Source organism: Blautia sp. MSJ-36 (assembly GCF_018917985.1).
Taxonomy (GTDB): domain Bacteria; phylum Bacillota; class Clostridia; order Lachnospirales; family Lachnospiraceae; genus Blautia_A.
In genome coordinates, this window is the sequence record NZ_JAHLPQ010000018.1 from 41,934 (window position 1) to 64,214 (window position 22,281).

Annotated in this window: 21 protein-coding genes; 20 read left to right on the top strand and 1 reads right to left on the bottom strand. The window is 43.6% G+C overall.

Annotation, left to right across the window (positions count from 1 at the left end):
- Nucleotides 1-32: 32 nt before the first annotated feature.
- The 5 genes from KQI39_RS12160 (at nt 33) to KQI39_RS12180 (ending at nt 4,367) form a co-directional block, all read left to right on the top strand.
- Nucleotides 33-2,027 (top strand): beta-galactosidase, encoded by a 1,995-nt coding sequence (locus KQI39_RS12160; protein WP_148445557.1) that lies wholly within the window; start codon nt 33-35, stop codon nt 2,025-2,027.
- Nucleotides 2,028-2,196: 169 nt separating this feature from the next.
- Nucleotides 2,197-2,397, top strand: coding sequence for a helix-turn-helix transcriptional regulator (locus KQI39_RS12165; protein WP_118609019.1), 201 nt, complete (start codon nt 2,197-2,199; stop codon nt 2,395-2,397).
- A 3-nt stretch (nt 2,398-2,400) separates the two neighbouring features.
- Nucleotides 2,401-2,733 carry a HipA N-terminal domain-containing protein gene (locus KQI39_RS12170; protein WP_118608985.1) on the top strand — a complete coding sequence of 111 codons (333 nt, stop codon included), beginning with the start codon at nt 2,401-2,403 and terminating at the stop codon, nt 2,731-2,733.
- A gap of 77 nt (nt 2,734-2,810) precedes the next feature.
- Nucleotides 2,811-3,689, top strand: a complete 879-nt coding sequence (locus tag KQI39_RS12175) for a HipA domain-containing protein (protein ID WP_330596894.1) — start codon at nt 2,811-2,813, stop codon at nt 3,687-3,689.
- Between the two features lie 156 nt (nt 3,690-3,845).
- Complete coding sequence (locus KQI39_RS12180) at nt 3,846-4,367, top strand: cysteine hydrolase family protein (RefSeq protein ID WP_148445555.1); 522 nt, start codon at nt 3,846-3,848, stop codon at nt 4,365-4,367.
- Between the two features lie 219 nt (nt 4,368-4,586).
- On the opposite strand, the gene KQI39_RS12185 is transcribed toward KQI39_RS12180, so the two are convergent.
- Nucleotides 4,587-5,729, bottom strand: a complete 1,143-nt coding sequence (locus tag KQI39_RS12185) for a tyrosine-type recombinase/integrase (protein ID WP_216418671.1) — start codon at nt 5,727-5,729, stop codon at nt 4,587-4,589.
- Nucleotides 5,730-6,075: 346 nt separating this feature from the next.
- Here KQI39_RS12185 and KQI39_RS12190 point away from each other — a divergent pair, with 346 nt between their 5' ends.
- From KQI39_RS12190 to KQI39_RS12260, 15 genes are all read left to right on the top strand, one after another.
- Nucleotides 6,076-7,791, top strand: a complete 1,716-nt coding sequence (locus tag KQI39_RS12190; protein ID WP_216418673.1) for a DUF7601 domain-containing protein — start codon at nt 6,076-6,078, stop codon at nt 7,789-7,791.
- Between the two features lie 13 nt (nt 7,792-7,804).
- On the top strand, nt 7,805-8,176 hold the full coding sequence (locus KQI39_RS12195) for a hypothetical protein (protein ID WP_216418675.1): 372 nt from the start codon (nt 7,805-7,807) through the stop codon (nt 8,174-8,176).
- Nucleotides 8,176-8,721, top strand: a complete 546-nt coding sequence (gene lepB / locus KQI39_RS12200) for a signal peptidase I (RefSeq protein WP_216418677.1) — start codon at nt 8,176-8,178, stop codon at nt 8,719-8,721. The genes KQI39_RS12195 and lepB overlap by 1 nt, the downstream gene beginning before the upstream one ends.
- A 106-nt stretch (nt 8,722-8,827) precedes the next feature.
- Nucleotides 8,828-9,841, top strand: a complete 1,014-nt coding sequence (locus KQI39_RS12205) for a DUF7601 domain-containing protein (protein ID WP_216418679.1) — start codon at nt 8,828-8,830, stop codon at nt 9,839-9,841.
- Between the two features lie 30 nt (nt 9,842-9,871).
- A complete protein-coding gene (srtB, locus tag KQI39_RS12210; protein ID WP_059086595.1) occupies nt 9,872-10,645 on the top strand; it encodes a class B sortase in 774 nt (257 codons plus the stop codon).
- A gap of 7 nt (nt 10,646-10,652) precedes the next feature.
- Complete coding sequence (locus KQI39_RS12215; protein WP_216418681.1) at nt 10,653-11,438, top strand: Spy0128 family protein; 786 nt, start codon at nt 10,653-10,655, stop codon at nt 11,436-11,438.
- A 75-nt stretch (nt 11,439-11,513) separates the two neighbouring features.
- On the top strand, nt 11,514-12,470 hold the full coding sequence (locus KQI39_RS12220) for a transcriptional regulator (RefSeq protein ID WP_253293167.1): 957 nt from the start codon (nt 11,514-11,516) through the stop codon (nt 12,468-12,470).
- A gap of 169 nt (nt 12,471-12,639) precedes the next feature.
- On the top strand, nt 12,640-14,247 hold the full coding sequence (locus KQI39_RS12225) for a response regulator (RefSeq protein WP_216418683.1): 1,608 nt from the start codon (nt 12,640-12,642) through the stop codon (nt 14,245-14,247).
- A 21-nt stretch (nt 14,248-14,268) separates the two neighbouring features.
- Nucleotides 14,269-15,120, top strand: a complete 852-nt coding sequence (locus tag KQI39_RS12230) for a sensor histidine kinase (protein WP_216418684.1) — start codon at nt 14,269-14,271, stop codon at nt 15,118-15,120.
- A 4-nt stretch (nt 15,121-15,124) separates the two neighbouring features.
- Nucleotides 15,125-16,546 (top strand): hypothetical protein, encoded by a 1,422-nt coding sequence (locus KQI39_RS12235; RefSeq protein WP_216418686.1) that lies wholly within the window; start codon nt 15,125-15,127, stop codon nt 16,544-16,546.
- 172 nt (nt 16,547-16,718) lie between these two features.
- The gene (locus KQI39_RS12240) at nt 16,719-18,233 is read left to right on the top strand and encodes a sugar ABC transporter ATP-binding protein (protein ID WP_216418688.1); all 1,515 of its coding nucleotides are present in this window, start codon (nt 16,719-16,721) and stop codon (nt 18,231-18,233) included.
- A complete protein-coding gene (locus KQI39_RS12245; RefSeq protein WP_148445534.1) occupies nt 18,230-19,192 on the top strand; it encodes an ABC transporter permease in 963 nt (320 codons plus the stop codon). The genes KQI39_RS12240 and KQI39_RS12245 overlap by 4 nt, the downstream gene beginning before the upstream one ends.
- A gap of 51 nt (nt 19,193-19,243) precedes the next feature.
- Entirely contained in the window at nt 19,244-20,314 is a 1,071-nt protein-coding gene (locus KQI39_RS12250; RefSeq protein ID WP_243279054.1) for a sugar ABC transporter substrate-binding protein, read from the top strand.
- 102 nt (nt 20,315-20,416) lie between these two features.
- A complete protein-coding gene (locus KQI39_RS12255) occupies nt 20,417-21,334 on the top strand; it encodes a sugar phosphate isomerase/epimerase family protein (RefSeq protein WP_216418690.1) in 918 nt (305 codons plus the stop codon).
- Nucleotides 21,335-21,585: 251 nt separating this feature from the next.
- On the top strand, nt 21,586-22,065 hold the full coding sequence (locus KQI39_RS12260) for a PTS sugar transporter subunit IIA (protein ID WP_216418693.1): 480 nt from the start codon (nt 21,586-21,588) through the stop codon (nt 22,063-22,065).
- The last annotated feature ends 216 nt before the right edge of the window (nt 22,066-22,281 follow it).

The following is a 22,281-nucleotide window of genomic DNA, read 5'->3' on the forward strand; positions in this document are numbered from 1 at the left end:
AAATTTATCAAAATATACCATGGGAGGAAGATATGAAAAAACTTCTTTTTGGCGCGGCATACTACGATGAATACATGCCGTATGACAGACTTGATAAAGATATAGAAATGATGAAAAAAGCGGGGATCAATACGGTGCGTATTGCGGAGTCTACGTGGAGTACCTGTGAGCCGCAGGATGGGGTGTTTGATTTTTCTCATGTGGAGCGTGTGATGGATGCTATGGAGGAGGCCGGGATCCATGTGATCATCGGTACGCCTACGTATGCGGTTCCTGCCTGGATGGTGAAGGCCCATCCGGATGTGATTGCCACGACGAAAAATGGGGCGGGGATCTATGGTGCCAGACAGATTATGGATATTACCAATCCGGTGTATCTTTTTTATGCGGAGCGTGTGATCCGGAAACTGATGGAAGTCAGTGCAGGAAGGAAGTGTGTCATTGGTTTTCAGGTGGATAATGAGACCAAGTATTACGGCACAGCGGGCAAAAATGTGCAGCTGGCTTTTGTAAAATATTTAAGAAAAAAATTTCAGGATGATCTGGATGCCATGAACCATGAATTTGGGCTGGATTACTGGAGTAACCGGATTGATGCCTGGGAAGACTTTCCGGATGTGAGGGGAACGATTAATGGCAGTCTGGGTGCGGAGTTTGAGAAGTTCCAGCGGACCCTGGTGGATCAATTCTTAAGCTGGCAGGCCGGGATCGTCAGCGAGTATAAGAGGGAAGATCAGTTTATTACCCACAACCTGGATTTTGAGTGGAGAGGATATTCTTACGGTGTACAGCCGGATGTGAATCATCTTCATGCATCACAGGCTCTGACCATTGCGGGAACGGATATTTATCATCCGTCTCAGGATGATCTGACCGGTACGGAGATTGCTTTTGGAGGGGATATGATCCGCAGTCTGAAGCATGATAACTATCTGGTACTAGAGACGGAAGCTCAGGGATTTCCGTGCTGGACGCCGTATAAAGGTCAGCTTCGTCTCTGTGCCTACAGTCATCTGGCATCCGGGGCCAACAGTGTGATGTACTGGCACTGGCATTCTATCCATAATTCTTTTGAAACTTACTGGAAGGGACTTCTGAGCCATGATTTTGCGGAGAATGATACTTACCGTGAGGCTTGTATTATTGGAAAAGAATTTCGGGAAAAAGGCAGCCGTCTGGTGAATCTTAAGAAGAAAAATGATGTGGCTGTGATGGTGAGCAATGAGGCTCTGACTGCATTGAACTGGTTTGGCATTCAGGCGACTTCCGGGGATAATGGTGAAATCCGCTACAATGATGTGGTTCGCTGGATTTATGATGCGCTGTATCAGATGAATGTGGAGTGTGATTTTGTATGGCCGGAATCGGAGAATCTTTCCCGGTATAAGGCGATTTTTGTACCGGCGCTTTATGCGGTTCCGGACAGTACACTTCAGAGGCTGAATCGTTATGTGGAAGAAGGCGGTACGCTGGTTGTGACATTTAAGAGCGGTTTTGCCAATGAGAATGTGAAGGTTCATGTGGATGCACAGCCGCATATTCTGAAAAGTGCGCTGGGGATCAGTTATAATCAGTTTACATTTCCGCGGGAGGTCAAGCTGGCCGGAAAGCTGTATGGCGAAGCAAGGGTATTTATGGAACTTCTGAAACCGGAAGGCGCAGAGGTACTTGCCGGATATGAGCATTATAACTGGAAGGGATATGCAGCCATAACCAGAAATAAATATGGGAAAGGTACGGCATATTATCTGGGATGTATGACAGATGATGCCACCCTTCAGAATGTAATAAAAGATGCTCTTGGAAGTGCAGGCGTTGAGTTATCCGGTTACAGCTATCCGGTGATTGTACGTAAAGGAACGAATGATCTTGGAAAAACGATCAGGTATTTCCTGAATTACTCAGGATCAGAACAGGCTGTTACATACAAATATGGTGATGCAGAAGATGTAATTACCGGCAAGGAAATTAAGGCTGGTACAGAGCTGAAGATTCCTGCCTGGAATGTGCGGATTATTGAGGCTTAAGATACAGAAGAAATATAAATGAGAGAAAATCTCTGGCATGTTGGCAGAAAGCTGATGTGACAGAGATTTTTTCATGAAGTAAACTGTGATCAGTATAAATATACCCGATCGGGATTGATTTGTAAATTTTAACTTGAAATTATACCCGATAGGGATTAATATGTTTATTATGAACAGGATTGGTAATTATATAAAAGAAGAAAGAAAAAAAGCTGGACTTACACAGGAAGAGTTTGCAATGCGTGCTGGCCTGGGGCTCAGATTTGTAAGAGAGCTGGAGCAGGGAAAAGAAACTGTGCGTCTGGATAAAGTAAATCAGGCATTGGCAATGTTCGGAAAAGAAGCTGTACCGGGTGAAAGGGAGGAATAGCAGGTGGAGTCGGAATATAGAAAAGGTTATGTATATATTCAAAATTGTTTTGCCGGAATAATTGCTGAAACAGAAGAAGGATATATTTTTTCGTATGATAAAAAATATTTAAAAAGAGAGGATGCGGTGGCGGTAAGCCTTACTCTACCTTTACGTGAAGCCCCATATGAAACAACCATTTTGTTTCCATTTTTTGATGGACTGATTCCTGAGGGCTGGCTTCTTGGCGTAGTCAGTCGAAACTGGAAAATTAATCAGAAGGACAGATTTGGTCTTTTACTGGCGGCATGCAGAGACTGTATCGGAGACGTTTGTATCAGAGGAGAAATAACATGAAATGTTTATGTTGTGGAAAAACGATCAATCAAAATGCAGCAGAATCAGAAAAAAAGTGGCAGTGGCATAAAAAATGTGTGGTAAATTTTTTTCATACAAAAGAAATGCCTGTTTTGGATATAACAAAAGAACAACTGGAATTTCTTGTAAATGAAACGGTTAATGAAGGATTAACTGTGCCAGGTGTTCAAAAGAAATTATCACTTCATTTATCAAGTGATATAGATGCAAGACTTACAATTGTAGATTATCCGACGGGTTATATATTAAAGCCGCAGACAGAAGAATTTGAAAATATGCCGGAATTTGAAGATCTTGCCATGCGACTTGCTGAGATCATGGGGATACAGACAGTGCCACATGCACTTATAAAAATGAATGGAGAGTATGCATATATTACAAAACGGATTGATCGGGAGATAACGGAAAAAGAAATCAAGTTATATGCAATGGAAGATTTTTGTCAGTTATCCTGTAGATTAACGCAAGATAAGTACAAAGGTTCTTATGAACAATGTGGCAGGATTATTAAGAAATATTCGACGACACCGGGACTGGATATGTCAGAATTGTTTTTACGTGTATTGGGCTCTTTTGTCATGGGAAATTCAGATATGCATTTGAAAAATTTTTCATTGAAAGAGACGGAACCTGGAAACAGGAAGTTTCAGCTGTCAAAAGCATATGATATGTTGCCTGTAAATATAATCATGCCGGAAGATAAAGAACAGCTTGCACTTACGATTAATGGAAAAAAACGAAATATTCATAAAAAAGAATTCCGGTTGTTGGCAGAAGCCTGTGGGATACCATCGAATGCAGCAGAACATATGCTGAAAAAAATATGTTCTAAGAAAGATAAATTTCTGAAGCAAATAGAGGAAGCATATCTGTCTGAGGAGCAGAAGGAAAACGTAAAGGAACTTATTTCAGAAAGGATTGAAATTTTGCAGTAAGTGGAGGAAACTGTCTGGCATGTTGGCAGAAAGCTGATGTGACAGAGATTTTTTATGAAGTTCTTTCGCTTGACATCTTCCGGTAGAGTATGCACAATAAAGATATTACAGATTTGTCGGGCAGAAATAAGTTATAAAAATAATGGGGTGACAAACATGCAGAACATTCTCATCGTAGTAGACATGCAAAATGATTTTATTGACGGCACACTTGGCACGAAGGAGGCTGTGGCCATTGTTCCGAAGGTGGAGGAGAAGATCCGAAATTTTGACGGAAAAGTATTCTTCACGAGAGATACCCATGAGACATATTATCTGGAAACACAGGAGGGGAAAAATCTTCCGGTTCCTCATTGTATCCGGGGGACAGATGGCTGGCAGATTCGGAAAGAACTGGATGTTCTGAGAAAAACAGAGCCAATTGATAAAGAAACTTTCGGTTCTACAGATCTTGCAGGGGAGCTGGTTACGATTAATGAGGATGAAGAAATTGGAAGCATTACCCTGGTAGGACTTTGTACAGATATCTGTGTGATTTCCAATGCACTTCTGATCAAGGCTTCTCTTCCTGAAGTTCCGATTTGTGTAGATGCCGCATGCTGTGCAGGCGTTACACCGGAGAGTCATGAGAATGCACTGAAAGCCATGGAGATGTGCCAGATCAAAATTCTCCGGTAAAAAGACAGGATAATAAAAATAAAGAGAAAAATCAGAAAATCCCGCGTATATCAGAAAAGATATATGCGGGATTTTTTTACTTAAAAAGTAGAGTTATTTTAAAGTAATTAATTGGTAAAATTTCACAGAGCACAATACTCTGCGTAAAATTTTTTGTAGCCCTCTGAAAATCCGTATTTTTTTATCTCCTGACGGCGATTTTCGACGGTTTTTAAAAATTTATAACCTGGAATTTTCTTCCGTTTTCCCGGTTTCCATCTTAAGTTTTTCCATATTTGCACGCTTCAGTTTCATGGACGAGTGTACATAACATTCCAGCGTAATTCTGGTGCTGGAATGCCCCAGAATCTCCGAGAGGCTTCGGATTTCAAAACCGGCCTCCACACATCTTGTGGCAAAACTGTGGCGCAGCGTATGAAAATGCACACCCTCCAGATTGCAGGCATCTGTATACACTTTCATCCTGTACTGCAAAGTTCTTGGCTCCAGAAACCGCTCTTTTTTTCCGGTCAGAATATACGCCCCCGGATCATCTGTTTTCCATCTGGCACAGAGGTTCCAGATATCTTCATTCATAGGAATTACTCTCGCAGATTTTCCGCTCTTGGGCCCGCCGGTTACAATTCTTGTTTTTTCCTCGCTGACAGGATTCAGATCTTTCAGGCGCTGCATGGTGTGGCGAACATAAATGAATTTTTCTTCCAGAGAAATATCTTCCCACTTCAGGGCACAGAGTTCTCCGATTCGAAGTCCGGTCATAAGTGCCAGTAAAACACCAAATTTGCATGCATCCATATCCTGCAGAAGATACTCCGTAAATCGTTTCTGCTCTTCAACAGTCAGAACACGCATTTCTTTTTGTTCTGTACGTGGATATACGATTTCCACAGGCCTGGCAAGAGGATTTTGTTTTACTGCATAATCTAAAATGGAATTCAGCACGGAAAGAATATCCCGTACTGTTTTTGGTGAAAGGTTTTTCTCATGAAGCAGATGATAACTGAACTGTTCCACAAGCATTGCTGAAACAGCCTCCGAAAAATATTCACCCAGATCAGGTTTGATGTATTTTTCCAGAATCGCTGTATATTTTACAAAAGTAGCCGGCTTTACACTGCTTCGTTTCAGGTAAAGCCATTCGTCACAATAATCGGAAAGACGTTTTCTCCTTCCGCGCACGGGCTGAGGCTGATTATTCATAAGCGCAAAACGGGCCTGATTTACTTTGTCTCTGGCTTCATGATACGTTTTTCCATAACAGTAGCCATAATGGATCCTTCCATTCAGCCTGTGACCCTTGATATACCTGGCTTCCCAGCGACCGTCTTTTCTCCTGTAAATGTTTTCTCCTTTTCTGCTCATTGTTTTTCCTCCTGTTAAACAGAATTCTTATAGTCTGATCACAAATGAGATATTTTATCCACCACCAGGTACCTTCTGACGATAATCCTGACGGCGTATTACCTCCTTTTACAGCTGCTTTCCCATTTGCAGCCCTATATTATCCGTAAAATCTGACGAAAAACCACGACAAAAAAGCTGTTTTTCCAGAACTAAAAGCTTGAATTTTAAGAAAAAAAGTGGTAACTTTATATAAACAGAGTATTGTGCTCTGCGAAAGAGCAGAAATACCGGCACGGACAAACAATATGTATGAGAGGTGCCTGTTTTTTTGATTGCCATATCATACAAGAAGGAGGTATGAGGTATGATACATAATCATTCATCTGGAAAACATGGCCTGCTGAGAAAAATGCTGGCAGTCTGTATTGCGTTTGCAATGATCTGCAGTGTTTCCATTTCAGCATTTTCCGTAGAGGCCAGCAGCGAAAATACAGATGAAACAGTACAGTCTGTCATGACAGAGGAAGAGGGAGATCCGGAGGCAGCAGAGGCAGAGACGGACAGCGAACAGACGCCCGGGGAAGAACAGACGGAAGAACCGGAAGTCACTCCACCGGAAGAGAATGTGGAGAATCCGGATGCAGATAATGCGGAGCCGACTCCGTCAGAAGATAATGAGCAGCCAGCGGACCCGACTGTGACTGAGCAGCCGGAGGAGCCAACGGTGACGGAACAGCCAACTGTTACACCGGCAGAGGAAGTTCCATCTGTAACACCGGCGCAGGATGAAACAAAAGATGTGCAGGCTCTGGAGCAGGAGAAAAACCAGGCGACGGTGCAGGCGTGGGATGATTATAAAAATTATAGCGGAGTTGCGGCTATCTATTACCTGGCTACACCGGATGGTGTTCCGGGAAGTAATGATACAAAGTATTGGGCACCAACATCGGATCAGAGTACATTATTTGGAACCATCAATACTACTAATGCAACATGGCAAAAGGTAGATGGTAGAGATAAAAATATTGTGACTAATGTAAATTCTTTTGTTAAAAGTTGGCCGGATGGAACCGATAATTCTAAATCTTCCTGGACTGTCAAAAGGACAGATGGAACCACATATTTTAATTATATTTTGGATTCTATTTGGACTGCTTATCAAGAGAATCTAAAAAATAAATTGGGAATAGAAGATTTAAAAAAAGAAGATGTAACAGAAATTACATTGAAACCATTCAAAATTTCAAGAGATAACAGTACAACGGCAAATCAGAACTATCACATTGACTGCACGATCGACATCGTATGTGAGAAAACTTTTACTGCAAAGTTCTGGGTTAAAAATCCTGGAGAATCAGAATATACGCAAGTTGATGCGAAAGATTATTTAAAAGGCAGATCTGTTGAAAAAACAACAAAAGCTACAATAGGCAATAAAAAAGTTGTTAAAGGAATAACCTACGTTCTGGAAGGCTGGTATCCGGAAAATGCTTCCGGAGGAGCTTATAATGACCAGAAAATTACAAACTGGAATTATACCCCGAATGCCACAGAGCTGGCAGACGGTACCGTAAACTTCTACGCTCACTATAAACCGCTTTATACATCGGTAAATATCAAAAAAATCGTAACCGGAAATATGGGAGATAAGAGTAAATCTTTCCATTTTACAGTTTCTGTAAAAAATGGAGATACGGATCTTTCATTTAAGATCGGTGATACATCGTATCCAGGTTCAGCAGAATTTTCACTGTCTGATAACGAGAGGAGAACACTGACAGAAGTTCCGGTTGGAGCAACTGTGACAATCACCGAAGATGACTACAATGGTAAGGGATATACAACTTCTTATACAATAGACAGTTCTGCTTCTGTTACTGACAGAACAGCGACAATATCCAATATTCAGCAATTGAATAATGATAAAAATACAGCACATGAAGTTGACTTTACTAACAACAAAGACGCTATCCCGGATACTGGTTTAAAACTTGGAACAGCACCATATATTCTGGCGCTGGGAATTGTAGCTTTGGGTGCTGGGCTTCTGATCTTCGGACGCAGAAAACGTCAGAGTTAAGGGCGGACGTGTGATGAAGGAAAAAAAGACAGAAAAGAAAGGAAGCCGCAACGCACAGCCGGAGCGGCTTCCGGAAACAAAAACAAAGGCGTTAAATCATGAGCAGGAAAAGCTGAGACAGTGGTTTCAGGAAGTAAAGTTTCGGAAGGTACTGTTTGGTGGAGTGGATGAGATCCAGCTCTGGAAAAAGCTGGAAGAGCTGAACCAGATCTACGAGACATCCTTAAGCGCAGAACGTGCACGCTACGATGCACTGCTTGCCGACCACCAGAGAAGCTGCAATGCCGTGATTCGCAAATATAAGAAACTTGCTGAAAGCAGGAATACCGGGCAGGATGCCGGAAAAGAAAAGGCAGACAGCTCCGGGGAAGAGGTGCGGGGGTGATGCGTGCTGAAAAAAATCAGACCTGTTCTCAGACAATCCGGAAAAGAAGATATTCTGCAGAAATAAAAGAAGGCTACATCCGTCTTTTCTGGCGGATCGTGTTGATTGCAGTCGTTGGCTGGCTGCTGTTTACACAGGTTTTTCTTATAAGCCAGGCACCGGACAACGAAATGTTTCCGGCAGTGGACGCCGGAGATCTTCTTATCGGTTTTCGGATGGAACAGAATTTTGCAAAAAATGATGTCGTCGTCTATGAAGCCGGCGGCAAAACTCATGTGGGACGTATCCTGGGGTGTGAGACGGATGTGATCACAATGGATGATACAGGAACACTTCTCGTAAACGGAACGGCCCAGACAGGGGAAATTGCATTTCCTACATATGCAAAGAAAGGGATTACCTATCCCTACACAGTTCCGGAAGGCAGTGTGTTTATTCTGGGAGATTACCGGACTCATGCAAAAGACAGCCGTGAATTCGGCCCCATTTCCACAGAGGATGTGAGAGCAAAAGTAATCACCATACTCCGAAGAAGGGAACTGTAAAAAACGGAACGGTTCTTCCATTTACGGGAGAACATCACAGTCAAAATGTATAAGCTGCTTATTATGAGCTTATAAATAAAATTTATATTTCTAGGAGGATTTTCTTATGAAAAAGACAAAGAAACTGTTAGCATGTTTGATCGCAGCAGCCACCATGTTTACCATGGGAAGTACGGCGTTTGCGGAAGAGGCAGAAAAACCTACAACGTACACAGATCAGTCTAAGGTTACAATTAAGAAACAGTATAATCTTGAAGGTCAGGGAACTTCACCGGCTGAGAATTTCAAATTTACAGTTGCTAAGACTGGAGTAAGTGATTCTGCTATTACAAATCTTGAAGATATGCCAGAGATTTCTGTAGGAGATATTCATTTTGACGAAAATAGTGAAAGCACAGTTAGTGCAAGCACCGATATTACTTTACCGCAGTATAATTCTGTAGGTGTGTATACGTATACAATTACAGAAAAACCAGGAAAGACAGCAGGTGTTACTTATGATTCTAGTCCAGTTGAATTAAAAGTTACAGTTGTTGATGATAATGGAGATCTGAAAAGAATAGTATCACTGAAAAAAGATGGTACAAAACTTAGTGACGATGTTAATGCATTTACTAATATTTATCGTGCAGGAACATTAGATATTTCCAAAAATGTTGATGGTAACCTTGGTGACAAGAATAAATACTTTGCATTTGATGTAACTTTAAATGGTCAGATTGATAAAGATACTGCTAAAAGTTTTTCAGTAGGTAAAACTTCCTATGGAAAAAATCCTGAAACTATTACAACTGGTGTAAAAACAACATTTTATCTTAAACATGGTGAAACTCTTGATATTAAGAATCTGCCATATGGATTAACTTACACAGTAGAAGAGCATGATTACACAACAAAAGAAGGTTATACGACTACTGTTAATAAGAAAGATGGAAGAACACTTGAGAATCAGACTGTTAAAAATGGAACAGAGAAAGCAGAATTTATTAACTATAAAAACAATGACAAAATCGACACCGGCGTCAACCTTACAACCCTCCCATACATCCTCGTATTCGCAGGCGTGATCGTAATCGCAGGTGCAGCATTCATCACCAGAAGACGTAAATACGAAGACTAATGATCATCCAGGCAGCAGAGAGGAGGCAGTATGAACGCATCTAAGTTTTTTCTGAAAGCAGCCAACTCTCTGGTCACTGCCATTGTAGCATTGTTTCTGATCCTGGCGGCGGCGTATTCCGGGTATGCACTTTGGGATAACGCACAGGTCTATGGCGCTGTGGACGACATTCAGTCCCAGCTCTTAAAACTGAAACCGGACCCGGAACAGAAAGACGGAGGCGCTTCTTTTGAAGAGCTCCGCAAGATCAATCCGGACGTCTGTGGATGGATCACACTGGACCACACAAAGATCGATTATCCGATCCTTCAGGGAGAAGATAACCTGACTTACATCAATACCGATGTATACGGTGATTTTGCTTTGTCAGGAAGCATCTTTCTGGATTCCGGCTGTGACAGGAATTTTCAGGGGAAGTATTCTCTCCTGTATGGTCATCACATGGCAGAGCATAAGATGTTCGGAGATCTGGATCTTTACAGAAAAAAGAAATTTTTTGACAAAAACACCACAGGTACGCTGATCCTGCCTGACCGTTCCTACAAGCTGGAAATTTTTGCATGTATGCAGGTTTCCGCATCTGAGGATTCTATTTTTGCAACGGGAAAATGGCAGGCGGACACCAGCGGACTTGTGGATTTTGTCAGAAAAAACGCGGAACATGTCCATCAGCAGACAATGGATAACATTGGAAAGTCCGAAGATTTTTCTCAGATACTGGCAATGTCAACCTGCTCTTCGGAATTTACAGATGCAAGAACAGTTCTTCTGGCGGTAATGAAACCTTATTCGCCGGAGACGTAAGGAGGGGATGAAGACGAATATACGAAAATTTCCGGCAGTGCTCCTGCTTGCGGTTCTGTGCCTGACAGTTTTTCCGATTTCAGCTATGGCAGCTGGAGTTGCGGAAGTAAAGATTCCTGTCAGCGTGGAATTGTCAGGTGAGAAGCCATCTCCGGACGAAACTTATACGATCATTCTTCAGAGTGAGGACGAAGCCCCCATGCCGGAAGAAAATACGATCACGATTACAGGTGCGGGGAAAGCAGAATTTCCTGCAGTGGAATATGCTGTTCCTGGCGTATACACTTACAGCGTTTCCCAGCAGCCTGGAAAGCTGGAAAACGGACATTATGACAATACCGTTTATTATGTGAAAGTAACAGTAACGAACGGAGAGTCCGGTGATCTGGAAGCAGTTGTGGCTGCACATACCGATGCACAGATGAACAGCGAGAAACAGGATATCGGCTTTGTGAATTCCTACGATCCTGTGGATACGCCGACACCTGTACCGGAAAATACACCGACACCACTTCCGGAAAAAACTCCGACTGCAGTGCCGACCAGAACTCCGGCAGCGACCATAACGAACACGCCGGTAAAACCTGACAGCAATCCGCCTGCTTCCGGAACTTCTTCCTATACGGGAACTTCTTCCTATACAGGAAATACAGGTTCCAGTCATGTAAAAGCTATGCCAAAAACAGGAGATAACACAAACATTGCAAAATGGATCGCAGTGATCTGCGTTTCAGGATGCGTGGTATTACTGGCAGCAGTATTTGTCAGAAGAAAAAAGAAAACGGATAAATAACAGAATCCGGACAGCGGTGCGGCAGGAAAAATTTCTACCGCATCGCTTTTTTTGACGAAATGTGAGGGACAGAGGATGGCAAACGGACTTAAACTGGAAGGTCAGAGATTTGGTCATCTGACGGTACTGAAAAAACTGGATGAGCGGGAAAACAGGTATGTTGTATGGCTGTGCAGATGTGATTGTGGAAATGAGATAAAAGTAAATACCAGACATCTGATGCGTGGAACTGTAAAGGACTGTGGATGTATTCCGGAAAAAAGTTCCAGGAGAGGACCGGTGGCAGAAGACCTTACAGGCCGGCGTTTCGGGAAACTTGTGGCAGTAAAAAAACTGGAAAGTAAAAACGGCAGGACCAGGTGGGAATGCCGCTGTGACTGCGGGAATATGCATATTTCCACTGCACACAGCCTGAAAGCCGGAAAATGTACCAGCTGCGGCTGTGGCCATTATGTCAGGGGACGCGGGATCACCGACATCAGCGGACAGCGTTTCGGGCGGTTGACTGCGCTCTATCATACAGATAAAAGGAGCAAAAAGGGCTCTGTGTTCTGGCATTGTCGGTGTGACTGCGGAAATGAGGTGGATGTGACAGAAGATGGCCTCCTTCATGGTAATTACAGAAGCTGTGGCTGTCTGAGACAGGAAATATGGAAGGAGCTTCCCGGGCAGCTGCATATGGTAGATGGAACCTGTGTGGAGATGCTGGAAAAAAGAAAACACCGCAGTGATAATACCAGCGGATTCCGAGGCGTCTATCAGCTGCGAAATGGAAAATACCGTGCTACCATCGGATTCAAGGGAAAACGATTTTATATTGGGACTTTTGTGGATTATCAGGATGCGGTCCAGGCCCGCCGGGAAGCGGAAAATACCATCCATGAGGGCTTTGTCCGCGCCTGGTACAGCTGGAACCGGCAGGCAGAAAAAGATCCCGGCTGGGCCAGAAATAATCCCCTGGTATACGAGATCCAACGGATCAACGGAGAGTTTCAGGTGACAACGAATATGAAAAAAGAAATCAGAAAATGATTCAGCAGAGAATCCTGTATATCAGATGAAACTGATATGCGGGATTTTTTATGTAATGTAGTGTTGTCGGACATAAACAGAATGAAAAAAATCTACATGCGTGGTATAATCTGTAAAATACAGGTAAAAAATGCCGACAAAAATCGTAACAGAAACAACGGGGGAAATTATGCTGAAAGTAATCATTGCAGATGATGAGCCGAAGGTAAATCTTTTGTTGCAGAAGATTGTGGACTGGGAAAAACTGGGGTACCAGATCGCGGGAACTGCCAATGACGGGGAAAGAGCACTTCAGCTTATTGAGGAGGAGAAGCCGGATGTTCTGATGACAGATATCCGGATGCCGGGAGTGGATGGAATGGAGCTCATCCGGCGGGCAAAGGAACTGCGGCCGGATCTGGTTTTTATTGTAGTAAGCGGGTACCGGCAGTTTGAGTACGCACAGACTGCGCTGAAATACGGAGTGACCGATTATCTTCTGAAACCGGTCAATGCGGAGGAACTGACGCAGCTTCTCATCCGAATCCGTGAGGAAGAGGAGAAGAAGAGACGTCTGGATAACTGGACAGCTTCTGTGGACCGGCAGCTTCGCGAAAATGAATGGAAGAAACGGGAACAGCTGGTAGATAATTTGAAGGAATACGCGCAGGAAAACAGAGAGCTCAATGATCCGGAGCGGTTGAACCAGGAATACGGCTGCGATTTTCACGAAGGTACATATCAGGTGATCGTCATAAAACCGGATATTCCTTCAGCACAGGAACATGCAGATGCATACAGGATCATGATGAAGCGATCCCTGTCCATGGTTCAGAAAGCACTGGAACAGTTTGCAGATGAATCTGCGGCGGCAGTCCATGCGGAAGGAATTATGGTAGTAATTTATAAGAAAGAATACGATCCGGTACAGCTGCGCCAGTTTCTTACAAGAGTTCGTAGGGAGATCGAAAACCAGAGAGATCTTTTCTGGGGGATTATTGTTACCATGGCTATGGGTGGAGAGAAACATCGGATGCAGGAACTTCCTCAGTCCATGAAAGAAGCAGTACAGCTCTGCAAAAATCGCATCACCGGCGGAAAAGGCGGCTGGCTTTCCTGGGATGCCGGCGACAATGAGACAAGGGAAGATTATGAGATGCTTCCGGAGGAACGGAAATATTTCCAGGAGATCGGAGAATATCTGGACAGCAAAAAAATCTCCATGGAGGTTGCCAGAACAGAAGGGATCATGACAGCTCGCAGGGCATCCGGAAGTCAGATCTATGACTGCTATATGGAAATTTCCGATGCAGTCCTCACAGGAATCCGTCAGAATGAAAAACTGGATATCGACAAAATCCGAAAAGATCTGATCTATGGATTTTACAGGTGTACCACAACCTCCGAGGCGTTTGGTTTCCTGAGAGAATATATTTCCGATCTGATCGAAAACTTTGAGAAGAAAAAAGAAACAAAAGAGCAGAAACCCATCACAGAAGCCAGAAAATATATCCAGGAGCATTACCTGGAGCCTCTGAAGCTGGAAGATGTAAGTAAACACATCGGATTTAACGCTACATATTTTTCTTCGGTTTTCAAGAAGGAAACAGGGAAGAACTTTCTGGATTATGTGACAGAGCTTCGCATGAACAAGGCAAAACAGCTCCTCTGCAGTGGTGAGATGTCTGTGAATGATGTGGCAGAGGCTGTAGGCTATCAGGACCTGAAATATTTTTCCAGATTGTTCAAAAAGAATGCCGGGATCAGCCCGTCCGATTATAAGAAAATGTATCAATAGGAGGAGGCCTGTGAGAGTGCAATGAGCCGTTTTATGACATACATTCGTTTTATTAAAAAACTGAAGCAGTTTCATAAAGACCGAAATCTGGAAAATGTGCTTCGGGAGGACTGGTCGTCATGCAGAGAGCTGGAAGAATTCTGCAGGGATATCACAAGTATCACGGAGGCAGGACCGGAAATGCGTTTTCAACAGAAGCAGGCGGAGTATCTGGCACTGCAGAACCAGATCAATCCTCATTTTCTTTATAATACCCTGGAAGCCATACGTGCAGATGCCCTGATCGCAGGTGTGGATCAGATTGCAGATACCACAGAAGCTCTGGCTACCTTTTTCCGTTATACTATCACGGATGTGGAACGGCTTGTGACTTTGTCTGATGAGCTGGAAAATGTGGAGGATTATTTTACCATTCAGAAATTCCGTTTCGGTGATCGGATGGATCTGGAGCTGGAACTGAACGATGAGGAACTCTTAAGCGCCAGAATGCCAAGACTTGTGCTGCAGCCCCTTGTGGAAAATGCGGTTGTTCACGGCCTGGAGGAAAAGACCGGGGAAGGAATCGTAAAAGTCGTGGTGGAAAGTAGCCGGAATGTTCTGTATGTTTATGTAAAGGACGATGGTGTAGGCATGGATACGGAACAGATGGAGAAACTCAACGAGATTTTTTCCGCCCAGAACCGTACCAGGAAACGGTTTGGAGATGGAAAAAATCGGAAGGGTGGCATAGCGCTTCCCAATGTAAACAGCAGGATCAAGCTGCTGTTTGGAGAAGATTACGGACTGCATGTGTTCAGTTCTGAAGGAATGGGAACGGAGATCCGTATGGTCCTTCCACTGCTCTATGACGACGGAGAAATCAATCTGAGGTAAGCGGATGAAAGAGGAATTGCTTAGAATTGAAAATGGCCTTCTGCCTGTAAAAAATAAAAAGATCATTCTGGATCTGGAAATTTCCAGAGGAGAATGCGTGGGAATTTTTCCGGACAGTATTTCAGATTCGGATATGATTCTGAATTTTTTTCGCGGGACTATGGATCTGAAAACGGGAAAAACATTTATCTGTGAGGAACAGGCGGACAGTATGTCCATACACAGGGAGATTTCCAACCGGGTTGCGGTTCTGGAGAGAAAAACCAATTATTCGTCGGAACTGACAGTAGGAGATTATCTTTTTTCCCTGAAAGGAAATCTTGGGATCAGGGACCGCAGGGAAATGAAGAAAAGGTTCAAAAGCCAGGAGGCTTTGGAAATGAAGGAGCTGCTGTGTGGGGAAATTGACTGGAAGGACCGTATCCGGGATCTAAGCCCCATTGATTATGGAAGGGTATTTTTGTTCCAGTCCTGGCTGTATGATGTGGATATCCTGGTTTTCAGTTTCCTGACAGAGTATCTCCGGCCTGATGATATTGAACGTTTTATGGAATACAGCGAACTTCTTCTCCAGAGAGGAAAGGCTGTTTATATTCAGGATCAGAGTTATGAATTTCTGTTCCGTTACGCCGGAAGGATCGATATCTTGAAAAAAGGTCTGATCTGTTACCGGCTTAGTGCGGATGAGTATGAAAAAGAAAAATTGTATACAGCGGCTTCCGGTGTATGGAAAGGCGCTGTACCGGTCACGGCAGGCAAGGGAAGGATCATTCTGGAAATGGATCATATAAAATTTCATGATCAGGAAGAGGAACCTTTTTTCCTGAAGGTCAGAAGCGGAGAGATTGCGGTGATCCGTGACAACGATTACAAAACAGCTAGCAGATTGGTAAACACGCTGGCCGGCAAACAGAGATGGAAAGAAGGAGAAATCCGCATTAACGGAGAAAAAGCAACCCCCGGAATTCTGAAAAATTACCTTGGAAAAAAGATCGGCATCCAGACCTCTGTTACCAGCAGAAAGGAAAGTACCCTGTTTAAAAATCTTACAGGCCTGGAAAATTTAAGCCTGGTTCTTGCACCAAAAGCCGGGAAGCGGCTGGTAAGAAAAAAACTGGAGCAGAATATCCTTCAGGAGAGCAGCCGGTGGTTTTCAGAAGAACAGATGCTGAAAAAAACAGGCGAGTGGTCCCAGAAGGATTATCTGATCCTTTCTTATCTGAAGTGGTATATGCTGAATCCGGGAATCCTGATCTGTTTTTTTCCTTTTAACGGTCTGGAATATTATCTGTATGACCAGGTTATGGAAATGATGCTGATGTGCCTTGGAAAAGGCATGGGAATCCTTCTTCTCACCGGAGAAGCAAGCGGAATTTCCAGCAGATGTAACAACAAAGAGTTCTTAAATCGCCTGCGTATTGTGTGAAAAATATAAAAATCCAAAAATCATCCCCCCTGATATGAAAAATGTCGGTTGGAAAGTGAGCATAAATTGTTTAATATATGCTCATAAACAAACCAAAACATTATCAGGAGGGATTTTTAATTCCCCTGTATGGTTATTAAGCGAGGAAAAAGGAGAGGAAGGGAGAAAATCTATGGAATATGTTCTTGAGCTGAAAAACATCTATAAGTCATTTCCGGGTGTGAAGGTTCTCGAGGATGTTACCCTTCAGGTCAGACCAGGTGAGGTACACGCCCTGATGGGTGAAAATGGTGCCGGTAAATCTACACTTATGAAGATTCTAATGGGAATTTACAAGGCAGACCAGGGAAGTATCTTTCTGGAAGGTAAGGAAACTGTCATACATGGGCCGAAGGATGCCATGAGCAAAGGAATTTCCATGATCCATCAGGAACTGAACACGGTTCTGGACATGGAAGTGGCAGAGAATGTTTTTGTCGGAAGAGAGCTTCTCAAAAAAGGAATGGAGAAGCTGAAGATCGTGGATATCGCCAGAATGAGAGAGGAGACCGGCAGATATTTCCGGGAAATGAATATCGATATTGATCCCCGGGCAAAGATGCGTACCTTAAGTGTAGCGGAAATGCAGCTGGTAGAGATTGTAAAGGCAATCTCACTGAATTCCAGGATCATTGTTATGGACGAGCCTACATCCGCCATCACAGAGAAAGAAGCAACTGTACTTTTTGCACAGATCGAAAGACTGAAAAAACAGGGTGTTGCCATTATCTATATTTCTCATAAGATGGATGAGATCTTCCGGATCTCAGATACCATCACAGTTTTAAGAGATGGTCAGTGGATTGGAACCAAACCGGCAAAAGAGCTGGATAACGATATGTTGATCAAGATGATGGTAGGTCGTGAGCTGACTGACATCTATCCAAAGGATCCGGTAGAGATCGGAGATGTGATTCTGGAAGTAAAAAATCTTTCCAGAGGAAAGAAAGTACGCGATGCAAGTTTTTCACTGAGAAAGGGAGAAGTTCTTGGAATTGCAGGTCTGGTGGGAGCCGGCCGGAGCGAGCTGGTGGAGACGATCTTTGGATTATATCCGAAAACCGGCGGACAGATTTTCCTTCATGGAAAAGAAGTACATATAAAAAGTGCGGCAGATGCCATTAAAAACAAAATGGCCCTGATCACAGAAGACAGAAAGCAGACAGGACTGAACCTGATCGTTTCTGTAAAAGAAAATATCGCTTCGGTATCCATTGGAAAACTTTCCAATCACGGAATTGTAAATGATAAGAAGATCAATGAAGTATCTGAGAAATATATCAAAGAGCTGAAGATCAAAACTCCTGACGGAAACGCCATTGTAGGAAACTTAAGTGGTGGTAATCAGCAGAAGGTAGTACTTGCCAAGTGGCTTCTGGATGAGCCGGATATCATAATCTTTGATGAACCAACCAGAGGAATCGATATCGGAGCAAAAAGAGATATTTACCTTCTGATCAACAATCTGGCAAAAGAAGGAAAAGCGGTGATCGTAATATCTTCGGAAATGGCAGAGGTTATGGGAATCTGTGACAGGATTCTGGTCATGGCAGAAGGAAGGATCAACGGAGAGGTCCAGAGAGAGGAATTTTCTCAGGAAGTAATTATGGGATATGCCTCTAATATAACAGGAGGGGAACAGAAATGAAAGCAGCAGCGACTACGAAGAATAAGATAAATTTTAAAGAGTTTGGTATTTTTATAGCGTTTTTTGCACTGGTAATTGTGCTGATGATCATTTCACCAGATGCATTCGCAAAACCACGAAACCTGATCAATATCATCAAACAGGCATCTGTTAACGGTATTCTTTCCTGTGGAATGATGTTCGTAATCATTTCCGGAGGAATCGACCTGTCAGCTGGTTCTACCATTGCTTTTGCAGGTGTTGCAGCTGCCTACTGTGCACAGAATCCGGACGGAGGAATCCTGGTTCCGATCCTGGCAGCTCTGGCAGCAGGTGCTATCGTAGGTCTGATCAACGGATTTGGTGTTGCGTACCTGAATCTTCCGCCATTTGTCATCACACTGGCAACCATGACAGGAATCCGAGGTCTGGCGCTGATCTTAAGTAACGGTTCTCCGGTTTACGGACTGAACAAACCGTTTGAGCACATGACAAGCTTTTTCCTTTTCGGAAAGATCCCGCTTCTGGCAGTTTACTTTATACTGATCGTTCTTTTCTGCGGATTCATTCTTACAAAAACGGTTTTCGGAAGAAGAGTATATGCGATCGGTGGAAGTGAGACAACCGCAAAGGTTTCCGGAATCAATGTAAAACGTTATAAACTGGCTGTTTATACTATCTGCGGTGTACTTGCAGGTATTGCCGGACTTCTGGTTGCATCCAGAACTGTTCAGGGTTCTCCGACAGCCGGTGAAGGATATGAGATGGATGCCATCGCAGCCGTTGTTATCGGTGGAATCAGCATGTCAGGTGGTGCAGGAAAATGGTACGGAACCATCATCGGTGCTCTGTTCCTGGCGGTTATCGGAAACGGACTTGATATCCTGGGTGTATCATCCAACTATCAGAAGATCATCAAAGGTGTGATTATCGCAGTTGCCGTATATGTAGACTTACGAGGCAAAGCGAAACAGGAATAAAAAATAATAATGTAAATATTAAAAACTAAATGTATAACGGAGGGAAAAGGTATGTTTAAAAAATTACTCGCAGCAGGACTGGGACTGGCAATGACAGTATCCATGATGACAGGATGCTCTTTGGTATCCGACGGAAGCTCTTCTTCTGACACAAAGACAGAGGAGAGTGCGGCAGCAGACAGCTCTGAGGACAGTTCCGAGGCAGACAGCACAGCAGATGCTTCCAAAGAGGAATCCGAGGATGCAGGAAGCGGAGATCTTATCGAAAAGAAAATGGCTCTTTTTATGACACATATGTCAAATGAGTTTACCGTTACTCTTTCCAATGCAGCAAAGGATGAGGCTGCAGAGAGAGGCTATGCGCTGAATATCTACGATGCAAATCAGGATGCACAGAATCAAGCAGATCAGATCGAGCAGGCTATCACCCTTGGTGTGGAAGGTATCATCATCGAGCCGGTATCTGTTGACGGTGTCGTACCATCTGTTAAAGCTGCAAAAGAGGCAGGCGTTAATGTCGTTATCGTAAACCAGAGAATCAGTGATCCGGAAGCTGCTGACTGCTATGTAGGTGCAGATGCGGCAACCACAGGTTCCAAGCTTATGGAAGAGGTTATGAAGGACATCGACGGAAAAGGTAATGTAGCTCTTCTCCTTGGACCTATGGGTTCTGACGGACAGGTTGGACGTTCTGAAGGCTTTGACCAGGTACTTGCAGATTATCCGGATGTAACCGTAGCATTCCAGGATACTGCAGAGTGGCAGACAGAGCCGGCACTTACCATTGTTGAGAACTGGCTGAACGCAGGAAAAGAGATCAGCGCAGTAGTTGCACAGAATGACAGTATGGCTGTAGGTGCTGCGAAAGCCATCGCAGATGCACAGAAGACAGGTGAGATCAAAGTATATGGAATCGATGCTACATCGGAAGGACTTCAGGCAGTTCTGGATGGAAAGCTTCAGGGAACCATGGCACAGGGTACTGCTGACCAGGGTAAATTTGCAGCAGATGCATGCGCAGACCTTCTGGATGGCAAGGAAGTTGATTCCGAGACCATCGTAGATAACGTATACTACACAGCAGACAATGCTCAGGAAGCACTGGATGCCATTGCAAAATAAGTAAGACAGATACAAATATACGAAATATATGAAAACGGGCGGAAGGCGGGAAGGTAAATTTCCCGCCTTCTGTTTTAACTGAGAAATTGGGAGGGTTTTAACATGAAAATTGCATTTGATGTAGATGTTCTGGCAAAACAGATGGATATCAACCGTATGGTCCACCAGGTTGCTGACTGGGGTTACAAATATATTGAACAGTCTCCGCACCCCAGGATCAATCCTTTTTACAAGCATCCGCTTTTTTCGAAGGAATGTGAAAAGGAATACCGGGATGCGCTGCGTGAGACCGGCGTGGAGATTTCTTCCTTTATCTGTGTCTACCGCTGGTCCGGTCCTACAGAGGAGGAGCGTCAGTTTGCAGTTGCCAATTGGAAAAAAATGATCGAGATCGCAGTAAACATGGGAGTTCCTGTGATCAATACCGAGCTTTCCGGTGATCCGAACCAGGCAGAGATCTGCAACGGTATGTGGTTCCGTTCCATGGAAGAACTTCTTCCGATCATTGAAAAAGAAGGCCTTCGTGTGGAGATCCAGTCTCATCCCTATGATTTCTGTGAGCTGAATAATGAAACCTGCGATATGGTAAAATCCTTCCGTTCCAAAAACCTGGGTTACGTATATTCTTCCCCTCACGGATTTTTCTACGATCAGGGAAAGGGTGATGTGGAAAGCATGCTGAAATATGCAGGCGATGAACTGACCCATGTGCTTTTTGCAGATACCTTTAATCAGACTATGGACTGCCGCTACATTCTGAATCCGCCGTCACTGAACGGAAGGGGAAAAGCAGATGTGACGGTGCACCAGCATCTGGCCATGGGCGAGGGAGATGTTGATTTTGACGGTATCTTCCGTACCTTAAGAGAAATGGATTTTGCAAAGAAGCAGCTTGCACCGGATGCCCCGAAGGTGGGTGGTGACAATATCGCCTGTGTATCCATGTTCGGCTTCCCCGAGAAGATGAACAAACAGGCTCCGGAGGCGAGAGAAAGGATCGAAAAAGAACTGCTGAAGTAAACTGAATATTCTTGCATAAGCTGTCGCATTAATGTGCTACAGCTTATTTTTTTGAAAAATACCGATAAAAATGTGGACAAAACCGAAAATAATGGTTAATATATACACATGCCTAAAAAACAAAATATGAAAATTATGCGAAATATATAATATAAACCCGGCGTTGATAAAAAATATATAGATATATTTACAAATCAACATCACGGATATCAATACCTGAGGAAGTGGGAAAACAACGGGAGGAAGAGAATATGCTGAAATTTTTTAAAGGAAAAGATAAAGGAAATTTAATTTATGCACCCTGTAAGGGTAGAGTGGTTCCCCTTGCGGAGGTTCCGGATCCGGTCTTTGCGGATAAGGTACTGGGTGACGGTTTTGCCGTGATCCCGGCAGACGGCAGGATATATGCTCCGGCAGACGGTGAGGTGGCAATGGTATTTGACACTCTTCATGCTGTTACGCTGACAAGTACTCAGGGAGCGGAAATACTGATACATATCGGACTGGATACAGTCACACTTAAGGGAGAACCCTTTAAAGCCCATGTTGCAGCAGGCGACAAAGTCAAAAAAGGTGACCTTTTGATAGAAGCTGATCTGGATAAAATCGAGAAAGCCGGTTTAAACACAATTATCCCGGTTCTGATCTGCAACACAGATGATTACGGAAAGATAAGCCTCCAGAAGGAGGGGGATGTTTCGACAGATGAAGCAGTCCTCAAGCTTTCATGATCATCTGCATGCAGCTGACAGGCTTATAACAGCCCGGAGATAGTAGCAATTTTCGGGGTGTTATAACCGGAGTGATCCGGTCAAATATATTTATTTTAAGTCCAGCTAATAAATGTCAATAGTTAAATGAAAAAAATTGCTCTTATTTTCTGGCTAAAAAAGGGTAGACGTCCCCCTTGGTGAAAATATCGTTCTTTTGAAAGATATTGATTCGTT

What these genes read in the sequence shown, in the direction of transcription:
- KQI39_RS12160 (WP_148445557.1), top strand. Translation starts at nt 33, where the DNA reads ATGAAAAAACTTCTTTTTGGCGCGGCATACTACGATGAATACATGCCG.
- KQI39_RS12165 (WP_118609019.1), top strand. Translation starts at nt 2,197, where the DNA reads ATGAACAGGATTGGTAATTATATAAAAGAAGAAAGAAAAAAAGCTGGA.
- KQI39_RS12180 (WP_148445555.1), top strand. Translation starts at nt 3,846, where the DNA reads ATGCAGAACATTCTCATCGTAGTAGACATGCAAAATGATTTTATTGAC.
- KQI39_RS12185 (WP_216418671.1), bottom strand. Translation starts at nt 5,729, where the DNA reads ATGAGCAGAAAAGGAGAAAACATTTACAGGAGAAAAGACGGTCGCTGG.
- KQI39_RS12190 (WP_216418673.1), top strand. Translation starts at nt 6,076, where the DNA reads ATGATACATAATCATTCATCTGGAAAACATGGCCTGCTGAGAAAAATG.
- KQI39_RS12195 (WP_216418675.1), top strand. Translation starts at nt 7,805, where the DNA reads ATGAAGGAAAAAAAGACAGAAAAGAAAGGAAGCCGCAACGCACAGCCG.
- lepB (WP_216418677.1), top strand. Translation starts at nt 8,176, where the DNA reads ATGCGTGCTGAAAAAAATCAGACCTGTTCTCAGACAATCCGGAAAAGA.
- KQI39_RS12205 (WP_216418679.1), top strand. Translation starts at nt 8,828, where the DNA reads ATGAAAAAGACAAAGAAACTGTTAGCATGTTTGATCGCAGCAGCCACC.
- srtB (WP_059086595.1), top strand. Translation starts at nt 9,872, where the DNA reads ATGAACGCATCTAAGTTTTTTCTGAAAGCAGCCAACTCTCTGGTCACT.
- KQI39_RS12215 (WP_216418681.1), top strand. Translation starts at nt 10,653, where the DNA reads ATGAAGACGAATATACGAAAATTTCCGGCAGTGCTCCTGCTTGCGGTT.
- KQI39_RS12220 (WP_253293167.1), top strand. Translation starts at nt 11,514, where the DNA reads ATGGCAAACGGACTTAAACTGGAAGGTCAGAGATTTGGTCATCTGACG.
- KQI39_RS12225 (WP_216418683.1), top strand. Translation starts at nt 12,640, where the DNA reads ATGCTGAAAGTAATCATTGCAGATGATGAGCCGAAGGTAAATCTTTTG.
- KQI39_RS12230 (WP_216418684.1), top strand. Translation starts at nt 14,269, where the DNA reads ATGAGCCGTTTTATGACATACATTCGTTTTATTAAAAAACTGAAGCAG.
- KQI39_RS12235 (WP_216418686.1), top strand. Translation starts at nt 15,125, where the DNA reads ATGAAAGAGGAATTGCTTAGAATTGAAAATGGCCTTCTGCCTGTAAAA.
- KQI39_RS12240 (WP_216418688.1), top strand. Translation starts at nt 16,719, where the DNA reads ATGGAATATGTTCTTGAGCTGAAAAACATCTATAAGTCATTTCCGGGT.
- KQI39_RS12245 (WP_148445534.1), top strand. Translation starts at nt 18,230, where the DNA reads ATGAAAGCAGCAGCGACTACGAAGAATAAGATAAATTTTAAAGAGTTT.
- KQI39_RS12250 (WP_243279054.1), top strand. Translation starts at nt 19,244, where the DNA reads ATGTTTAAAAAATTACTCGCAGCAGGACTGGGACTGGCAATGACAGTA.
- KQI39_RS12255 (WP_216418690.1), top strand. Translation starts at nt 20,417, where the DNA reads ATGAAAATTGCATTTGATGTAGATGTTCTGGCAAAACAGATGGATATC.
- KQI39_RS12260 (WP_216418693.1), top strand. Translation starts at nt 21,586, where the DNA reads ATGCTGAAATTTTTTAAAGGAAAAGATAAAGGAAATTTAATTTATGCA.